The organism is Pseudosulfitobacter koreensis, assembly GCF_024733015.1.
GTDB lineage: Bacteria > Pseudomonadota > Alphaproteobacteria > Rhodobacterales > Rhodobacteraceae > Pseudosulfitobacter > Pseudosulfitobacter koreensis.
The window spans coordinates 1-17,658 of sequence record NZ_JANKJG010000013.1; the positions used below are offsets into that span (position 1 = coordinate 1).

General features: G+C 65.2%; 12 protein-coding genes. 6 read left to right on the top strand and 6 right to left on the bottom strand.

Annotated elements, in window-relative coordinates; all coding sequences use genetic code 11:
- Positions 1–351: 351 nt before the first annotated feature.
- Entirely contained in the window at positions 352–1,491 is a 1,140-nt protein-coding gene (locus tag NTA49_RS15225; protein ID WP_258295662.1) for a M20/M25/M40 family metallo-hydrolase, read from the bottom strand.
- A 78-nt stretch (positions 1,492–1,569) separates the two neighbouring features.
- Entirely contained in the window at positions 1,570–2,736 is a 1,167-nt protein-coding gene (locus tag NTA49_RS15230) for a M20 aminoacylase family protein (protein ID WP_258295663.1), read from the bottom strand.
- Positions 2,737–3,061: 325 nt separating this feature from the next.
- Here NTA49_RS15230 and NTA49_RS15235 point away from each other — a divergent pair, with 325 nt between their 5' ends.
- The 4 genes from NTA49_RS15235 to NTA49_RS15250 are packed head-to-tail and all read left to right on the top strand — an operon-like array spanning position 3,062 to position 7,003.
- Positions 3,062–3,715, top strand: a complete 654-nt coding sequence (locus tag NTA49_RS15235; protein WP_258295664.1) for a paraquat-inducible protein A — start codon at positions 3,062–3,064, stop codon at positions 3,713–3,715.
- Entirely contained in the window at positions 3,685–4,329 is a 645-nt protein-coding gene (locus NTA49_RS15240; RefSeq protein ID WP_261368352.1) for a paraquat-inducible protein A, read from the top strand. Before NTA49_RS15235 ends, NTA49_RS15240 begins: the two co-directional genes overlap by 31 nt.
- Positions 4,330–4,332: 3 nt before the next feature.
- Positions 4,333–6,432, top strand: a complete 2,100-nt coding sequence (locus NTA49_RS15245) for a PqiB family protein (RefSeq protein ID WP_258295666.1) — start codon at positions 4,333–4,335, stop codon at positions 6,430–6,432.
- Between the two features lie 7 nt (positions 6,433–6,439).
- Positions 6,440–7,003 carry a PqiC family protein gene (locus NTA49_RS15250; RefSeq protein WP_258295667.1) on the top strand — a complete coding sequence of 188 codons (564 nt, stop codon included), beginning with the start codon at positions 6,440–6,442 and terminating at the stop codon, positions 7,001–7,003.
- Positions 7,004–7,051: 48 nt separating this feature from the next.
- On the opposite strand, the gene NTA49_RS15255 is transcribed toward NTA49_RS15250, so the two are convergent.
- Together NTA49_RS15255 and NTA49_RS15260 are read right to left on the bottom strand one after the other, a co-directional pair.
- A complete protein-coding gene (locus NTA49_RS15255) occupies positions 7,052–9,457 on the bottom strand; it encodes a YbcC family protein (RefSeq protein ID WP_258295668.1) in 2,406 nt (801 codons plus the stop codon).
- Positions 9,454–11,037 carry a proton-conducting transporter transmembrane domain-containing protein gene (locus NTA49_RS15260; RefSeq protein ID WP_258295669.1) on the bottom strand — a complete coding sequence of 528 codons (1,584 nt, stop codon included), beginning with the start codon at positions 11,035–11,037 and terminating at the stop codon, positions 9,454–9,456. Before NTA49_RS15260 ends, NTA49_RS15255 begins: the two co-directional genes overlap by 4 nt.
- 106 nt (positions 11,038–11,143) lie before the next feature.
- Between NTA49_RS15260 and NTA49_RS15265 the strand changes: the two genes are divergently transcribed.
- Positions 11,144–12,058, top strand: coding sequence for a LysR family transcriptional regulator (locus tag NTA49_RS15265; protein WP_261368353.1), 915 nt, complete (start codon positions 11,144–11,146; stop codon positions 12,056–12,058).
- On the opposite strand, the gene NTA49_RS15270 is transcribed toward NTA49_RS15265, so the two are convergent.
- Both NTA49_RS15270 and NTA49_RS15275 read right to left on the bottom strand, forming a co-directional pair.
- On the bottom strand, positions 12,055–15,144 hold the full coding sequence (locus NTA49_RS15270) for an efflux RND transporter permease subunit (protein ID WP_258295671.1): 3,090 nt from the start codon (positions 15,142–15,144) through the stop codon (positions 12,055–12,057). The genes NTA49_RS15265 and NTA49_RS15270 overlap by 4 nt on opposite strands.
- Entirely contained in the window at positions 15,141–16,325 is a 1,185-nt protein-coding gene (locus NTA49_RS15275) for an efflux RND transporter periplasmic adaptor subunit (protein ID WP_258295672.1), read from the bottom strand. The genes NTA49_RS15270 and NTA49_RS15275 overlap by 4 nt, the downstream gene beginning before the upstream one ends.
- A gap of 147 nt (positions 16,326–16,472) precedes the next feature.
- Between NTA49_RS15275 and NTA49_RS15280 the strand changes: the two genes are divergently transcribed.
- A complete protein-coding gene (locus NTA49_RS15280) occupies positions 16,473–17,651 on the top strand; it encodes an amidohydrolase (protein ID WP_258295673.1) in 1,179 nt (392 codons plus the stop codon).
- Positions 17,652–17,658: the final 7 nt, after the last annotated feature.

Consider the following 17,658-nt stretch of genomic DNA (forward strand, 5'->3'; position numbering starts at 1 on the left):
CTTGCGTCTCCGCTCCGGCCCGTCTGGCGCCCCGCCGCTGCATCACTGCGCCGCCGGTGAAGGGGGTTCTAAGTCTAACACCCAAAACCCGCAACCCCTTTTTTCAACATTATGACGGTTTTCTGAACTAAGATTGAATATCTCATAAAAACAAAGCGTTACGCAGGATGAAAATTGCAGCAGAGCAGCGGTTCGTGCCTGACCTTCGCTTAAATCCACGGGCTTTTCACCCAAATCAGCCCCGAAATCCGATTCACTGCCCGAGTCCTCCCCTCATTCGGGCCGAGTCACCCCAAGTTTCAGGGGTGAATCGGTCCGCACGTCAGGAATCGCCCTCCTCAGCCTGCCGATTCACGCGCCCAACCGGCAATATAGCCCCGCCGCCAGCTTTGCCCGCTCCACCAGGCTGTCGATTTCGATGTGTTCGTTCAGCGTGTGCAGCCCCTTGCCACGCACCCCGATCGAATCCAGCGTCGGCAGTCCCATGAAGCCGGTGAAGTTGCCGTCCGAGCCGCCGCCCGACGATGCGCCAGACATCTCGAACCCGATCTCGCCCGCGATGTCCTGTGCCAGCGCCAGCATCGCCATCGTGCCGGGCTGGTCGGGTTCCCACACCGGGCGGGTCTCGCCGCGCTTTACCTCCATGATCACGTCACCCGCGTCCGAATTCAGCGCCAGCATCTTTGCCACGCCCGCATCCAACTGCCCTTGAGTCTTGGCCATCGACAGCACTTCGGCGTCGCAAACCGACGACACGCAGTTCACCCATTGGCCCGCATGGATGACCCCCAGCGAGAATGTGCAATCCTCCGTCGTCATCCCCTCGATCACCGCCACCGACTTGGCCATCTCGGCAATTGCCGAGCGTCCGTCCGCCAGCGCCCAGCCTGCGTGGCTCGGCTTGCCCCGCGTCTGAAGGTTGAACCGTGCAATCGCATAGCGTCCGATCACCGCTCCCCCGTCTTCGCGGGCAGGCTCGGGCACCAGGATATACTTGTGCCGTTTCGCCTCGGCCTCGATCAGCGCGCGGGTCGAGGGCGTGCCGACCTCCTCGTCGGGTGTGAACAGCACCGTCACCGGCAGCGGCGTCTCGACCCCGGCGGCCAGCAGTTTGCGCAGCGCGTCCAGGTAGACATAGTTGCCGCCCTTCATGTCCATCAGGCCGGGACCATAGCAGATGCCGCCATCACGCTTGAACGGCAGCCGCGCCAGCGTGCCCACCGGATGCACCGTATCCATGTGACCCAGCAGCAGGATGCCCCCCTGCCCCGCTTTGGGATGGGGCATCGTCGCACGCACGCTGTCGCCAAAGCCCATGCGCCCCGGAATACGTTCGACCCGCGCGCCCAGGGCGGCAAGCTCATGCTGCACCAGATCCATCATCCGGTTCACCGCGCCTGCGTCGAAGGTCGGGCTTTCGGTCTCGATCCAAGGCTTCAGCCCTTCCAGCATCTCATCGGCGTCAAAGGGCAGCTCAAGCGGATTGGTCATCTTCGGTCTCCTTGGGTCCGGCGGCACTGCACCGGTTTTTCATTGCATATATATTGTCGGCAGATGATCGGCCCGGCCTCAGGCCTTGGGCAGGCGGCTCTCCACGATCCGCGCATAGATCGAGGCGCCGACGGGCAGGATCGCGTCATCGAGCACGAAGGCAGGATTGTGCAGCGGCACGCTGCCCGCATGACCGACACGGCAATAGGCACCGGGCACGACCTTCAGCATATCGGCGAAGTCTTCGGACCCCGTGGCCTGCTGGGTCGATTCCGACGCCATGTCGGGGCCCACCACATCCGCCGCAGCCGTGAGGTAGGCGGTGCTGAGGTCGGGATCGTTCACCAGCACGTCGAAGACATTGCGCAATTCCACCTCTATCTCGACGCCATACCCCAATGCGACCCCGCCACAGAGGTCGCGCACCCGCGCCTCGGCCATCTCGATCACCTCGTCATGGAAATACCGGATCGTACCCGCGATCGTCGCCACCCCCGGCACCACGTTATAGGCGCTGCCCGAATTGAAGCGCGTCACCGACAGCACCAGCGGCTTGGTCGGCGGGACGTTGCGGCTGACCACCGACTGCAACTGCTGCACCAGCGTGGTGCCGATCACGATGGGGTCCTGCGACTGGTGCGGCATCGCGGCGTGGCTGCCCGTGCCCTTGATCGTGATGTCGAAGAAACTGGCACCTGCCATCGCGGGCCCCGGTGTCACGCTGACCACGCCGGGCTCGGAATTGGGATCGTTGTGCATCCCATAGATCTCGTCGCAGGGGAACTTCTCGAACAGCCCTTCGGCGATCATTCGGCGCGCACCGCCCAGCCCCTCTTCGGCGGGCTGAAAGATCAGCACCACGGTGCCGTCGAAATTGCGGGTGTCCGCCAGATAGCGCGCGGCCCCCAGCAGCATCGTGGTGTGCCCGTCGTGGCCGCAGGCGTGCATCCGACCGGGATTGGTCGACTGAAAGGCCACACCAGATGCTTCCTCGATCGGCAGCGCGTCCATATCCGCGCGCAGGCCGACGCGGCGGTTGCCGCCGCCCTGCCCCTTGATCAGAGCCACGACACCGGTGCCGCCCAATCCTGTGTGCACCTCGTCCACGCCGTAACTGCGCAGCGTGTCCGCGACGATGCCGCTGGTGCGCACTTCCTCGAACCCCAGTTCGGGGTGCGCGTGAAAATCCTGCCGGATGGCGGTCAGTTCTTCGGCAAAGGCTGCGATTGCGGGAATGACGCTCATGGTGTGGCTCTCTCATGGGGGCGCGGCTGTCGCGGGCGCGCGGATGGTGCGATGGTCCGACGGGTACACCGGACCGCTTGCCGCCACTTTGAACGATCTGGATTTGATGTCCACCGCGCAGATCATCCCGCGCCGTGACGTCTTGCCGATGGCCCCCGCTCGGCGCCCCACACACTGCGCGCATCATCAGCTTGTGAGCGGAGATTGGCCCGGCAGGCCTGTCCGCGCGACCGACACGGGCTATAGTCCTTTGCAGGCCAATGCTATAGTGCCTGTCCGGTGGCGCTGAATGCGGCGCCCCAGAAATCGGAGAGCCTGAACCGGCATGTCGCCTGATCAGTTGGAACACACCACGCCCGATGCCGCAGCGATCAAGGACCTGATCGGCTGTCCGCATTGCGATGCGCTCTATGTCGTGCGCCTGCCTGAACACGGCGGACGCGCGGTCTGTACCCATTGCCACACCGTGCTGATCGCTCCGCGCAAGAAAGCCGGCAAGAAGATGATCGCGCTGACGCTGACGGTGATGATCCTGGTGATCGCGGCGATGTTCTTTCCGTTCATCGACATCAACGCCAGCGGCTTCGGCAACTCGACCTCGATCCTGGATGCGGCATCAAGCTTTCGGTCGGGCTATATGGTGTTCCTGTCGGTCCTGGTGGCGGCGGCGATCCTGTTCGTTCCGCTCTTGCGCACCATTCTCACGCTCTACGTGCTGGTGCCCGTGGTGCGCGACCGCCCGCCGCTGCCGCACGCCCGCCGTGCGTTTCGCTGGTCGCAAGAGCTGAAACCCTGGGCGATGGCCGAGATCTTCGCGATTGGCTGCGCCGTGGCGCTGGTCAAGGTGCAGGATCTTGCGCATGTCGGCCTCGGGCCCGCATTCTGGATGTTCGCCGCTCTGGTGGTCCTGGTTCTTATCAATGATAACTTTTTGTGTACGTGGTCAGTATGGAAGTCGCTGGAGCTGGAAGAAGACTGACAGCGCGCGAGGCAGGCCTCGTGGCTTGCAGGCGCTGTTCGCGGGTCTGGCCGATGGGTCAGGCGCGCTGCGATCGCTGTGGCAGCAAGCTGGTCTCGCGGGACACGCGCAGCCTGCAAAAGGTCTGGGCGTGGTGGATCGCGGGCGTCATCGCCTATATCCCCGCCAATATCTATCCGATGCTTGTGACCAACACGCTGGTCTACCGCTCGGAAAACACCATCGTCGGCGGCGCGGTCGAGGTGGCGCATCATGGTGCCTACGGCGTGGCGGCGATCATCCTGATTGCCAGCGTGCTGATCCCGGTGGGCAAGTTCCTGGCCATCGCGTTTCTGGCGATCACCGCGCAGCGCGGCACCAGTGTCACCCCCCGCGCCCGCACCCACCTGTTCGAGATCGTCGAATTCATCGGCCGCTGGTCGATGATCGACGTCTTCGTCGTGGCGATCCTGTCGTCGCTCGTGCAACTGTCTGTCGTCGCCTCGATCCGTCCGGGGCCTGCGGCGTTGACCTTTGCGATATCCGTCATCTGCACCATGCTGTCGGCCCAGTCCTTTGATTCACGACTGATCTGGGATGCCGTAAGCCGTCAACAACCCCGAAAGACCCCCTGATATATGTCCGATCCGCGCACACCGACGCCTGAAAATATCCCCGTGCACGAGGGCAGGCCCTCGATCTGGGAACGTATATCGTTCATCTGGCTGATCCCGATCGTGGCCTTGGTGGTCGCGCTTGGGGCCGCGTGGAACAACTACAACTCCCAAGGGCCGCTGATCGAAATCACCTTCGAAAACGCCGCAGGCGTAAAGGCGGACGAGACCGAATTGCGCTTTCGCGACATCCGCGTGGGGCTGGTCGAAGAGGTCGGCTTTTCCGAAGACCTGAAACAGGTTCAGGTCAGCGTGCGCGTCGCAAAAGAGCTGAGCCCGTTCATCGACGCCTCCGCCGTGTTCTGGATCGTGCGCCCCGAAGTGTCGGCCCAGGGGGTGACGGGCCTCGATACCGTGCTGTCGGGCGTCTATATCCAGGGCGCATGGGACGGCACGCCCGAAGGGTTCAGAACCGCCTTCGAGGGCCAGTCGAACCCGCCGCTCTTGGACTCGGGCCGCGAGGGCATCAGCTTTACCCTGCGCTCGACCGACAGCCTGCCCACCGCGAACACGCCGATCCTCTACAAGGGCGTGCAGGTCGGTCAGGTCGCCGGGGCAGAAATCAATGCAGACGGCAGCGGCGTCACGGCCCCGGCGGTGATCTACGAACCTTTCACTCAGCTGGTGACATCCGGCACGCGCTTTTGGGATGTGTCGGGCTTTTCCTTCTCGCTGGGCGCGTCGGGCGCGCGGCTGAACTTCGACAGTTTCGCCTCGCTTATTTCGGGCGGTGTCACCTTCGAAACCATGGGATCGGGCGGTGATCCATTGACCGACGCCGCGGTGTTCGAGCTGTTTCCCAGCGAAGAAACCGCGCGCGACGACTTTCTCGTCGAAGGCGATGGCGACGATTCAAGCGTGACGCTGACCATGATATTCGAACAGAACCTCGCAGGGCTGACCCCCGGCGCGCCCGTCGAACTGGGCGGCCTGCGCGTGGGCGAGGTGACATCGCTGACCGGCATCGTCGATGCGGACCGCTTTGGCGACGACGACGTGCGGCTGCTGACCACCATGCGCATCAACCCCAGCCGGATCGGTCTGGGGGAGGAAGCGGGCGACGACGATCTGCTGGATTTCCTCAGCCGGCGTGTGGCCGACGGGCTGCGCGGGCAGCTGACCAATGCATCGCTTTTGACCGGCGCGTTGAAAATCCGCCTGATCGACGTCGAAGGGGCCGAAGACGCAACGCTTGATCTGGACGCCGATCCTTATCCCGTGCTGCCCACCACCGAAGCCGACATCACCGATGTCGCGACCTCGGCGCAGGGTGTGTTGCAACGGGTGAACGATCTGCCCATCGAAGAAGTCATGCAATCCGCGATCGGTTTCCTCGACAACGCCACCGCCCTCGTGGGGTCGCAGGCGCTGCAAGATGCGCCCGAAGAGCTGCGCGGCATCCTGTCGGCAGCGCGCGGCGTGGTCGAGGGCGAAGAGCTTCAGGCGATCCCCGGCCAGGTTTCGGTTGTGCTGAGGGATCTGGAACAGATCTCGGGCAAGCTGAACACCATCGTCACCGAAATCGAGCGTCGCAACGTGATCGACCAGCTGATCGGTGCCATCGCAAGCGTCGAAGAGGCCGCAGGCGGGCTACCCGGCATCGTCGAGCAGGCAGGTGCCATTCTGGACGACGCCGAAGAGGTGTCGATCAAGACCCTTGCCGACCGCACCACAAGCCTGATCGCCGCAGCCGAGGCGCTGATCGACCAGCCCTCGACCCGCGCACTGCCGCAAGAGCTGAACGAGGCGCTGGAACAGTTGAACCTCACGCTTGCAGAGCTGCGCGAAGGCGGTCTGGTGAACAACGCCAACGCCACGCTTGCCTCTGCGCGCGACGCGGCCTCTGCGGTGGAAGAGGCAACCGGGCTGCTGCCCGGCATCGCAGAACAGTTGCGCAGCGTCGCCAATCAGGCCGGTGCGACCCTCAGCACCTACGGGCGGGAATCGCAATTCTCGCGCGAAACCAGTGCCGCATTGCGCCAGATCGAGGCGGCTGCCTCTGCCATCGAACGGCTGGCGCGCGCCATTGAACGCAATCCAAACTCGCTAATCCTGGGACGGTAAAACTATGATGATGATCAACACAGGCAGGATCGCTGCCCTTGGCCTTGCAACGCTGCTGGCGGCCTGCTCGACCGAAGTGCGGGTCGCAGCCCCCGTGGTCGCACCCGAAACGCGGATCGCGTCCAGCTTTTCCAGTCTGGAAGTGTCCGAAGTGACATTGCCCAGCTATGCCGCCGCCGAAGATATCTATTTCCGCGCCGCGGATGGCGCAATCTCTCCCACCGGCACGCTTTGGGCCGACCTTCCGGCGCGCGCGATCACGCTGCAACTTTCGCGCGATCTGGGCGCGATCACCGGCGTGACGGTGGCCCCCGCACCCTGGCCGTTTCGTGAATTCCCTGCGGCCAAGGTTGACGTGCGGATCGAGGAACTGCTGGCCACCGCCGAGGGCGTCTTTTTGCTGTCGGGTCAGTATTTCGTCGCCCCCGAAGCAGGCGGGCGCGCGTCGGCGCAGTCCTTTGCCATCGCAGAACCCATAGCGGGCGGCCCGACACCTGCCGCCGCCATCGCGTCCGCACGCGGGCGGGCTGTGGCGGAACTGGCCGAGACCATCGCGCGCCGCGGACTTTGATGTGACCGCAGGCATCCCCAGCCTGTCGCCGGGGGTGCCTGCGGGGGTTCAGGCGGCCTCGCGCTCGCCTTCAGGGTGCGCAACGGCGGACCATTTCAGATCGCCGTCATAGCGTTGCGCCATCTGGCCCTTGGCATCCAGCAGGAACAGGTGCAGCCAGCCGTTGTCGAACAGCGCGCGCACATTCGGGTGCCGCTCCAGAATGTCGGTCACCGCTTCGGCGGGCGCTTCGATGCAGACAGACAGGCGCAGCGGATCATGTACATATTCCGCCCCATTATGTACAGATTGCCAGGGCAGACCCGCGCGCAGGGTGCCGCCATTGCCCTCGACCACACCGATGCCCCCCGTCACGTTGTGCAGCAGCTTGTTGCCCGCACCGAACATCTGCGGTGCCACGACCGACCCGTAATATTGCAGGCTGATCCAGCTGGCGACGACCACGGGCGCAGTCAGGATCAACTCGAGCACGCCAAAGCCGTCATCCTGTTGCCAGTCGTAGTCATGCAGGAATGCGCGGCCATTCAACGCCTTGCCCCGTGTCCGGTGGCGCGGTGCCGCGATGAACGCATTGCAGCCAGCCAGCGCCCACTCGGGGCGGGTTTCGGCCCAGTCGGCGCTGCGTCTGGCCACCGTCCCGGCCTCGGCCCGAGGCAGCCGCAACGCCCGTTCGGTCCGCGCCAGCGTGCCCGCCGCCGCAAGCCAGTTTCTGGCTTTGTCCAGCTTCGTGCCGGACGCAAGGTGACCCGGATCTGACGCAAACAGCGTGACGTCGTCGGTGGTGGTATCGTGCAGCGCGCCGACAAAGACCGTGTCGGCGGGGATGGAAATTCCATTCTGCGCCAGCCCCTTGCGCACCTCTGCGTCGTTCAGCAGCCCAGCCAGCAGGCGCGCGTTCACGTCGCCCTTGTAGCCGCCGCAGGCCCCGCAATGCAGGGCACTGGCGTGGGGGTTGTTGACCACGCTGGCACCGTGCCCGACCAGCAGGACCAGCGGCGCGAACCCGTCAGCCAGCGACATCGCCCGCAAGATCTTGGCCGCCGCCGCGATCCTGTCGGACAGGGCGAAATCATCGCTGAACTGCGGTGCGTGCGGCGCATTCTGCGCGTCCGCAGGCCGCCCCAGCGCATCGCGGAGCAGCTTGGCCACATAGACCGGACCTGCCGCCTCGACGAAGGCAAAGGAAGACACCGCCGCCAGCTTGAACCGCCCCCAGGCCCGTTCGGCCCGCGCCCGCAGGCGCGCAGCCGTGTCCGCATGTGCCGCATTGGCGGGTGTCGCCGTCGTGTGCAGCACTGGGTTCAACAGCACCGGCAACCGCGCCTCGTCCACGTCCGAGGCAAAGTCGCGGTGCGCCGGGGTCAGGCCGAAAAATCCCGCAAAGCCAATAGTTTGGATCGCAGGATCGACGCTTTCCAAGGCCCGCCGAAACACCTCTGAACGGACGTCGATGCAAAATGCGGCCTGCAACACGAGCCGGTCCTGCGGTGTGTCCTGGGCCGGAGCGGACAGGGTGACGGCAAGCGCGCGTTGTGCTGCGCGCTCTGCCGCGTCCTGCAGGACACCGGCGGCGATCTGTTCTGCTGTCGCTTCGGGCGGCGTGGCGTGAACCGCGCAAACCTCGGCCCAGCGCGCGGCGATCTGCGGCGCGTATTGCGCCAGCAGCGCCTTTTCCCACGTCAGCCGGATCGCCAGCATGTCGGTGGTGATGGGATCGGTCGCCCCCGAAAGCTCTGCCTGCCAGAGCCGCTGGCGCGCCAGTTGCGCCCAGCCGCCCATGCCCATCAGGAGTTGGTGGAAATAGGTCGCGGCGGCATCCGGGCTCAGCTTGAGTGACGCGCAGGACAGCGCAAGGGCAGCGCGTGCCTGTGCGGGCATGGCGGCGACCATGCCTGCGAACCCGGCAAGCCCTGCAATCTCGGGCGTGAGGTCCCGGCTGGCAAAGACCTGCCAGCTTTCGTACGCGCCGACCCCCGGTGCGACCTGCCACAGCGCCTGACCTGCATCGAAATGCCCGGCGGCCCAGGCCCCGATCCGGTCCTCGATCAGACCGGGCCAGTCGATGCCCGAAGCCTCTGCCGCCAGATGCGCGATGGTGGGCAAAGCGGTGGGCGCGGCATCGGTGGCCGCTGCCGCAGCCTTGAGCGCGGCCAAGTCGTCCGGCGCACCGGCAGGCGCTGCTGCCAGTGCCGCCATCAGGTCGGCGTCGTTGATGGTGCCATCGGCGATACGTGTGTGATACCACCTGTTCGGCATCGTCACGCGCAGGCCTGCGACCCGCCCCAGCAGAGCGGAGGTCTGCGCGAGGGTCAGCTCGGTCTGTCCCAGGAACGGGTTCACCGCGACCGATGCAGCGAGCGGCCAGAGCGGTGGAATGGCGCGGCTGGCGGTCTCGGAGGATGCGATAAACTCGAGATCGGTGCCCGAATGGCCGGAAAAGCTGTGCGTCTTCATGGTTTCGCTCCTGTTTTCGAAGTGTTCCGCGACCAGATGTTCAGCAGCCGGTCTTCGATTGCGTTGATGTAAAATCCGTTGCTCAGATGAACCCGCAGGCCCTGCGCCGCCGGGTGATGCGACCACAGCGGCAGGGTCGACTGCGCCAGCGCGACTGCGCCAAAGCTGCACAGCGCCAGCAGGATCAGCGCCCATTCCAGCGGTCCCGCGACGGGGGCGGCTGGCAAGGTGCCTGCCGTCAGCCATTCGGACCCGCGTTGCAGGGCGAAATACGACAGTGCGGCGGCGACCGAGAGAACACCGGTCCGCCGGGTCAGCGCGCGGGGCGCGGCATCGGCCAGCCCTTGCGCCAGCAGGTAGCCGACGCCCAGGATCAGGATCACACCCAGCGCCACCGCCTGCGGTGATTTGTTGCCGAAACCGACCAGCATGCCGGAGGCAAGGTAGACACCACCGTAGATCGCGATGGCCAGCCCGAAGGCCCGCGCGACCGCGCCGAGCGAGGGTACGGCGATGGGTCCGGGCCTGCGGATCGCGGCCACACGCGCGACCGCACCACCGGCGGAGAGGAACGCATGCGCCTTGTAGAGCGAGTGCGCCACGATATGCAGCAGCGCCAGCGGAAAGAGCGCCAGCCCGCATTGCAGGATCATGAACCCCATCTGCGAAACAGTGGACCAGGCCAGCGAGACCTTGACCGAAGGCTGTGTCAGCATCACCACCCCGCCGAAGAGCGCGGTAAACCCGCCGATGCCGACCAGCACGGCCAGCACCAGCGGCGACAAGAGCATAACGTCGGCAAAGCGGATCAGCAGAAAGCCACCGCCGTTCACCACGCCCGCATGCAGCAGGGCAGACACGGGCGTGGGTGCCTCCATCACTTCGGTCAGCCAGCCGTGGGTGGGGAACTGCGCGGACTTCGGCACGGCTGCAAGCGCCAGCAGGGCGGCTGCACCTATCGCCAGCGCGCCGCCTTCGCCAAGACGTGCGGCGGCCAGCATTTGGGTGATCTGCGTGGTGTCGTAGGTCGCGATCAGCAGGGCCACGGCACCGATCAGGGCGGCGTCGCCCGCACGCGCGGTCACGAATTTCTTGAACGCGGCGCGCTGCGCGGCTGCACGGCCGGGATAGAACAGCAGCAGCTTGTGCAGGCACAGGCTGGTGGTGATCCATGCTCCGACGAACTGGATGACATTGCCCGCCAGCACCAGCAGCAGCACGGCGGCCAGCGTCGCCAGCAGCCAGAAGGTAAAGCGCCCCTGCCCCGCTTCGCCGTCGAGATAGGTGCGCGCATAGCGCACCACAACCCAGCCGATGAAGGTGACCAGAAGCAGCATCACCACGCTGACCACATCGACCCGCGCCGACAGCCCGATGCCAGCGAAACCCAGCAGCACGCTGTCGCCGGGACCGAAGACCAAAAGCACCCCCAGCGACCACATCGCCACCAGCAGCGCCAAGGCTGCGGCCCCTTCACCCAGCAGGGCCGTGGATTGTGCGCCCATGTCGCGGCGCAAATGAATCATCGCCATGGCCCCAAGGAACAAGGCAGGCGCAAGCAGCGGTAACAAATGGATCATGATGAAAACTCCTGTGGCGGCAGATTGATCTGGACCGTCATAGGCAACCGCTTTGCGCGATAAAAATTCATTGTTTGCAATGAAACGTTCGTATATATAGAACGATATGTCGGATATGAACTATAATCATCTGCGCTATTTCTGGGAGGTCGCCCGCGACGGAAACCTGACGCGCACGGCGGAACGGCTGAACCTGTCGCAATCCGCCGTATCGGTGCAGATCCGCAAGCTGGAGGATCGGCTGGGCCAGCCGATGTTCGAGCGCCGCAACCGGCAGCTGCATCTGACCGAAGCAGGGCGGATCACGCTGGACTATGCCGACACGATCTTTGGCGCAGGACAGGAACTGGTGGACACGCTGCGCCGGACCGGCAGCGTGCAGCAGGTGTTGCGCGTGGGCGCGCTGGCCACGCTGTCGCGCAACTTTCAGATCGAATTTCTGCGGCCCTTGCTGGGCACACCGCAGGTGGAACTGGTCTTGCGCTCGGGCACGTCAATCGAGCTGTTGCAGGGGTTGGAGACGCTGAGCCTGGACGTGGTGCTGACCAACCGCGCGCCTGCGCCGGATGCGCTGACCGCGTTCATCGTGCAGCCGGTGTCGCAGCAACCCGTCAGCGTGATCGGCAGGCCAGAGCGGATCGGTGCGAACAAGACCTTGCGCGAGCTGCTGAACACGCATCCGATCATCGTGCCGACGCTGGAAAGCCCGGTGCGGGCGGGGTTCGACACGCTGTGCGCGCAGCTGGGGGTCAGGCCGGTTCTGGCCGCGGAAGTGGACGACATGGCGATGATGCGTCTGCTGGCGCGTGAGGGCATCGGGCTGGCCGTGCTGCCGCCCATCGTCGTCAAGAACGAGCTGGAATCGGGCCTGCTGAAAGAGGCGGACGCGGTCGTCGGGTTGACCGAAAGCTTTTATGCGGTCACCGCCAAGCGCAAGTTTCCCAATCCGCTGCTTGCCACGTTATTCGCGGGGTCAGCGAAAGGTTCACCCACAGCATCTTCCAAGTCCGCGCAAGGCTAGATGCCCTGCGCAGCGCTCAGTTCCGATTGCAGACGCGCCTCTTCCTTGGCCTTGGGCGTCGAGAAGCGGGCGAGCAGCAGGTAGGCCACTGGCGTCAGGTATAATGTGGACAGCGTCGCCATCCCGAGGCCACCGACGATGACCCAGCCCAGCGCCTCGCGTGCTTCGGCCCCCGCCCCTGCCGACAAGATCAGGGGGATGCCGCCCACCACGGTCGAGGTCATGGTCATCATCACCGGACGCAGCCGGATCGTCGAGGCGGCGAGGATCGCGTCATGCACGTCGTCGCCCTTGTCCCGAAGCTGATTGGCGAATTCGACGATCAGGATGCCGTTCTTGGCCATGATCCCGATCAACATCACCAGCCCGATCTGGCTGTAGACGTTCAGGCTTTGGCCTGTCAGCAGCAGCGCGAAGACAGCACAGGCCAGCCCCAGCGGCACCGTCGCCATCACCACCACGGCGGAGATAAAGCTTTCGAATTGGGCCGAGAGCACCAGAAACACGACGAGGATCGCAAAGCCGAAGGTCAGGAAGATGCCCGAATTGGTCTGGTCCAGCGTCGCGGCCTCGGCCAGCGGCACGATGCGGTTCTGTTCGGCCAGAACCTCTGCGCCGATCTCGCGCACCTGTTCCAGCGCGTCGCCGAGTGACAAATCAGGGGTCAGGCCCGCCGTCAGCTCGACGGACCGGTTCTGCCCCTCGCGGTCCAGTTCGGGTGCCACGGCGCGTTCCTCCAGCGTGACGAAGCTGGACAGTGGCACCATCAGATCGTTGCCCGACTGGACAAAGATGTTCTCAAGATCGCCCGGATCGTTGACCGGATTGGACGTCGACAGCATCTTGACGTCGAAACTCTTGTCCTCGATGAACACCGACCCGACCGTGCGCCCGTCCAGCATCGCCTGAAGCGCCTGGCCCAGCCCGGTGATGTCGATGCCCAGATCGGCGGCCAGCGACCGGTCGATCTGCACGAAAAGCTGGGGTTGCGTACGTTCGTATTCCAGCCGGACCTGACCCATTTCGGGGTTTTCGCTCAGCCGGGCGACCATGGTTTCGGCAACCTCGGCCAGTTGGTCGTAGCTGTCGCCGGTGATGGCAAAGGCCAGACCGCGACCCGCGCCGCGAATCCCGAGGGAATTCGGCTGGATCGCGAAGGCACGCACGCCGATGATGCCGCGCAGCTTGCCGTTGATCTCGCCCACGATGTCCTGCTGGCTGCGCGTGCGCTCGTCCCATTTGGCCAGGGTGAACACCATGAACCCGCGATTGTCCGCGCCGAAGCCGGTGATCGAAAAGACGTTGGTCACCTCGCCGCGCTCTTGCATGGGGACAACGATATCCTCGATCTCGCGCATCTTGGCGCGGGTGTAGTCGAGCGAGACGCCCTGCGGGGCAGTCACGCTGAGCAATGCGACGGCGCGGTCCTCGGCGGGGGTCAGTTCCTGGCGGATACCGCCCGCCATCATCGCCGCCGTGGCCGCGACAAAGACCGCGATCAGCACAATCACGAAGGGCATCGCCAATGCGCCACGCAGCGTCGCCTCGTAGCCGCGCATCAGCCGGTTACCGAGCCAGATCATCGGCCCGCGCGCCTCCGTATCCGGGGCCTTGGTCAGCAGGCGGCTGGCCAGCACCGGGCACAGGCTGAGCGCCACGACCGAGGACAGCAGCACCGCCATCGCGAGCGTAAAGCCGAACTCGCGAAACAGCCCGCCCGCCTGCCCCGGCAGGAACGACAGCGGCACGAAGACGGCAGCCAGCGTTGCGGTGGTGGTGACGACGGCAAAGAACACCTGCGAGGTGCCATTGACCGCAGCGGCGCGTGGCCCCATGCCCGCCGCACGCTGGCGCACGATGTTTTCCAGCACCACGATGGCGTCGTCGACGACCATGCCGGTCGCCAGCACCAGCGCCAGAAGCGTCAGGATGTTGATCGAGAATCCGACAATGTAGATCGCAGCCAGCGTGCCAATCAGCGCCACGGGCAGGGTCAGAGTGGGGATCAGGGTCGCGCGAGCGTCGCGCAGGAACAGGAAGATCACCGCGACCACGATCGCCACGGCGTAGCCCAGCGTCGTCAGCACCTCTTCGATCGAACCCGAGATAAAGATCGCGTCGTCCGAGGTGACCGCAATGGTCACGTCATCGGGCAGCGTCTGGTTCAGCTCTTCCACGACGGCGCGCACGCTTGCGGAAATCTCCAGCGTGTTCGACGTGGCCTGCCGGATGACGCCGATGCCCAGACCCTGCTGCCCGTTGGCGCGCAACACCGTCTCGCCCGAGGCTGGCCCCAGCGTGACCGTCGCGACATCGCCGACCTTGACGTCGGGCTTGATCTCCAGCGCCTCGAAGGCGGCGGTGGTGGCGACGGTCGCGGTGGTGCGCACGTTGATCGACTGGCGGTCGCCGGCCAGATCGCCCGCCGGTGTGTCGAAGGCCAGATTCGAGAGCGTGCGCTGCATGTCGCCCAGGGTCAGACCGCGGCTGGCCAGCTTGAGCTGGTCGATGTCGACACGGAAAATCGGTTCGCGGTCGCCGTAGATTTGCAAGTCGGCGACACCTTCGACGGAAATCAGACGGTCCTCGATGCGGTCCTGGACAATGGCCGTCAGTTCCTGCGGAGAGCGGCCCGCCGAGGTGACCGCGATGCGCATCACCGGCTGGGCGTTGGCGTCGGCCTTGACGATTTCGGGCTGGTCCGCGGTTTCGGGCAACTGGTTCACGATCCGCGCGACCGCATCGCGCACATCGGTGGCGGCCACGTCGATATCGACATTGTCGTTGAATTCCAGCGTCACCCGGCTGCGCCCAAAGCGCGAGTTTGACGAGATCGAGCGCACGCCCGACACGCGGCCAACCGCGCCCTCGATCCGGCCGGTCAGTTCCTGATCCACCGTCTCGGGCGATGCCCCGTCAAAGCGCGTGGTGATCGTGACCACGGGCCTGTCCACATTGGGCAATTCGCGGATTTCAGCGCCGAACAGCCCGGCCACGCCTGCCAGGACGATCAGGGCGTTCAGCACGAAGGCCAGGATCGGGCGGCGCACGAACAGTGCTGTGCCGGAGGATGCGTTCGCGCTCATAGCGTGTCGCCTGCGGTGGTGGTGGTGCTGCGCATGGCCGCCGCCTCGTCCGACTGCGGGCTGACCTCGGACCCGGTGCGCAGGGACTGCACGCCTTCGGTCACGACCACGTCGTCGGCACGCAGATCATCCGAGCGCACCAGCACCGCATCGCTGGTCCGCTGCGCAATCGCCACGTTCACCTGCGCCACTTTGCCGTCGCGGACCGCCCAGACGAACGGTCCGTCGCTGGACCATTGCACGGCCAGCGGGGCGATGGACAAAAGCGTCTCGCCGGGAAAGGACAGGTTGACCGAAAACGCCATGCCCGCGCGCAGAAGATCGGCGTCGTTGGGCACCCGGCCCTGTGCCAGAAGCGTGCGGCTGGCGCGGTCCACGACGCTGTCGACCACGCTGATTTCGCCGCTGAGAATTGCGTCGGGCTGACCCAGCGGCGTGACCTCGATCTGCTGGCCCACGTCGATCAGGCCGATCACCCGTTCGGGCACACGAAAGTCGATCAGGATGTCGGACCGGTCGGTGATGGTCACCAGCACGTCCTGTGCGTTGACGCGGTCGCCTTCTTCCAGGTCGATGATCCCGACCCAGCCTGCGATGGGCGCGGTGATCTGGCGTTGCGACAGATCGAACTCAGCCTGCCGCACCGCCAGTTCCGCGCTGCGCAGCGCCAGTTCGGATTCGCGCAGGCGCACTTCGGTCACTGCCCCCGAGGTCTGCAGTTGCGCGATGCGCGCGGCTTCGGTGCGGGCGTTCTCGAATTCGATCTGCGATTTTTCCAGCGCAATCTTCTCGGCCTCGTCCTGAAGGCTTGCGATGATGGTGCCCGCCTCGACATATTGCCCCGATGCGATGGCAAGGTCGGTGATCGTGCCGACCGCATTCGAGCGCACGGTGACCGACCGGCGCGCGCGGCCATCGCCTATGGCGGTAATGAGGTCGGCACGGGCCTGTTCGCCGACGCGTGCGGTCACCACCGGCACCGCACCGCCAGCGCCCCCGCGCTGATCGGGTGCGGCTTGTGCCGCCTCGGAGGGTGTGATGCCCAAGAGCTCGAATACGCCGAGCTTGGCCAGGAACGGCTGGGACGCAGGCACGTAGGTAATCCAGACGTAAAGCCCGGCGGCAAGCAGGATCAACGAAACAACGATCTGGCGCAGGGCTTTCATCGACAGGGCTTTCATCTGGTTTTGGCGAGGGTAAGCATGGATGGCTTTGCCCGGAAAAGCACGTCAATTCGCCGTGTGTATGCCGATGCGCAAGGGGTTTGTGTCATTCCGGTCCAACCCTTAGGCTAGGCGGTGCGGCGATACCGCGAGGGAGAACGGGACATGACGGACACTGCCACTTCGGGCCAGATGCTGACCAACAGCGACGTCGAAGAACTCACGCTGTGGCGACGCGAGTTGCACCGCCACCCCGAGGTTTCGGGAGAGGAAGCCGAGACGGCACGTCGCGTGGTCGAGATGCTGACGCCGACCGGGCCGGATGCCATCCTGACCGAACTGGGCGGGCACGGTGTCGCCGCGATCTATGGGGGGCGCGCGGAAGGTCCGACGGTGATGCTGCGCTGCGAGTTGGACGCGTTGCCGATCGACGAGGTGAACCCCGATCTGCCGCATCTGTCGCAGATTTCCGGCAAGGGGCATCTGTGCGGGCATGACGGGCATATGGCGATACTGGCCGCGACGGCGCGCTGGCTGGGGCGCAACCCTCCGGCAAAAGGCCGCGTCGTTCTGCTGTTCCAACCCGCCGAGGAGGACGGATCGGGCGCCGCGCGGGTCATCGAAGATGCCCGTTTTGCCGCGATCACGCCCGACTATGCTTTTGCGTTGCACAACTTCCCCGGCCTGCCGTTGGGCCATGCCGTGATCGCCGCAGGTCCGATGAACTGCGCCTCGCGTGGCATGAAGATCAGCTTTCGTGGGCGCACCTCCCATGCCTCGCAGCCTGACAAGGGGATCTCTCCGGCACCAGCGCTGGCGTCACTGCTGACAGATCTGACAGCACTTGCGCGAGGGCAGGACAGCGCCAATCCCGAGTTTGCGCTGGTGACGGTCACACATGCGCATTTGGGCGAACGGGCATTCGGGATCGCACCCGGCGACGCCGAGATCTGGGTGACCCTGCGCACCCAGCAAGACGCGGCGATGGCCGCCCTGGTCACTCGCGCAGAGCATCTGGTGCGGCAGGCCGCCGAGACGCACAAGCTGGAGCATGAGATTTCCTATCACGACATTTTCCACCACTGTGAAAACGACCCTCAAGCGACGGAGATCCTGCAAGCGGCATTGCGCGCTGCTGGCGTGCCGCCAACGACCGCCGAACTGCCGATGCGTGCGTCGGAGGATTTCGGGCGGTTCCGTGCGGGGTCCAGATCGGCAATGTTCCTGCTGGGGGCGGGTGTCGAGACGCCAAGCTTGCACAATCCGAATTACGATTTCCCCGACGACCTCATCCCGATGGGGGCGGAGGTGTTCGCGGCGGCGCTGGACGAGCTTTGTTATTGAATGGCTG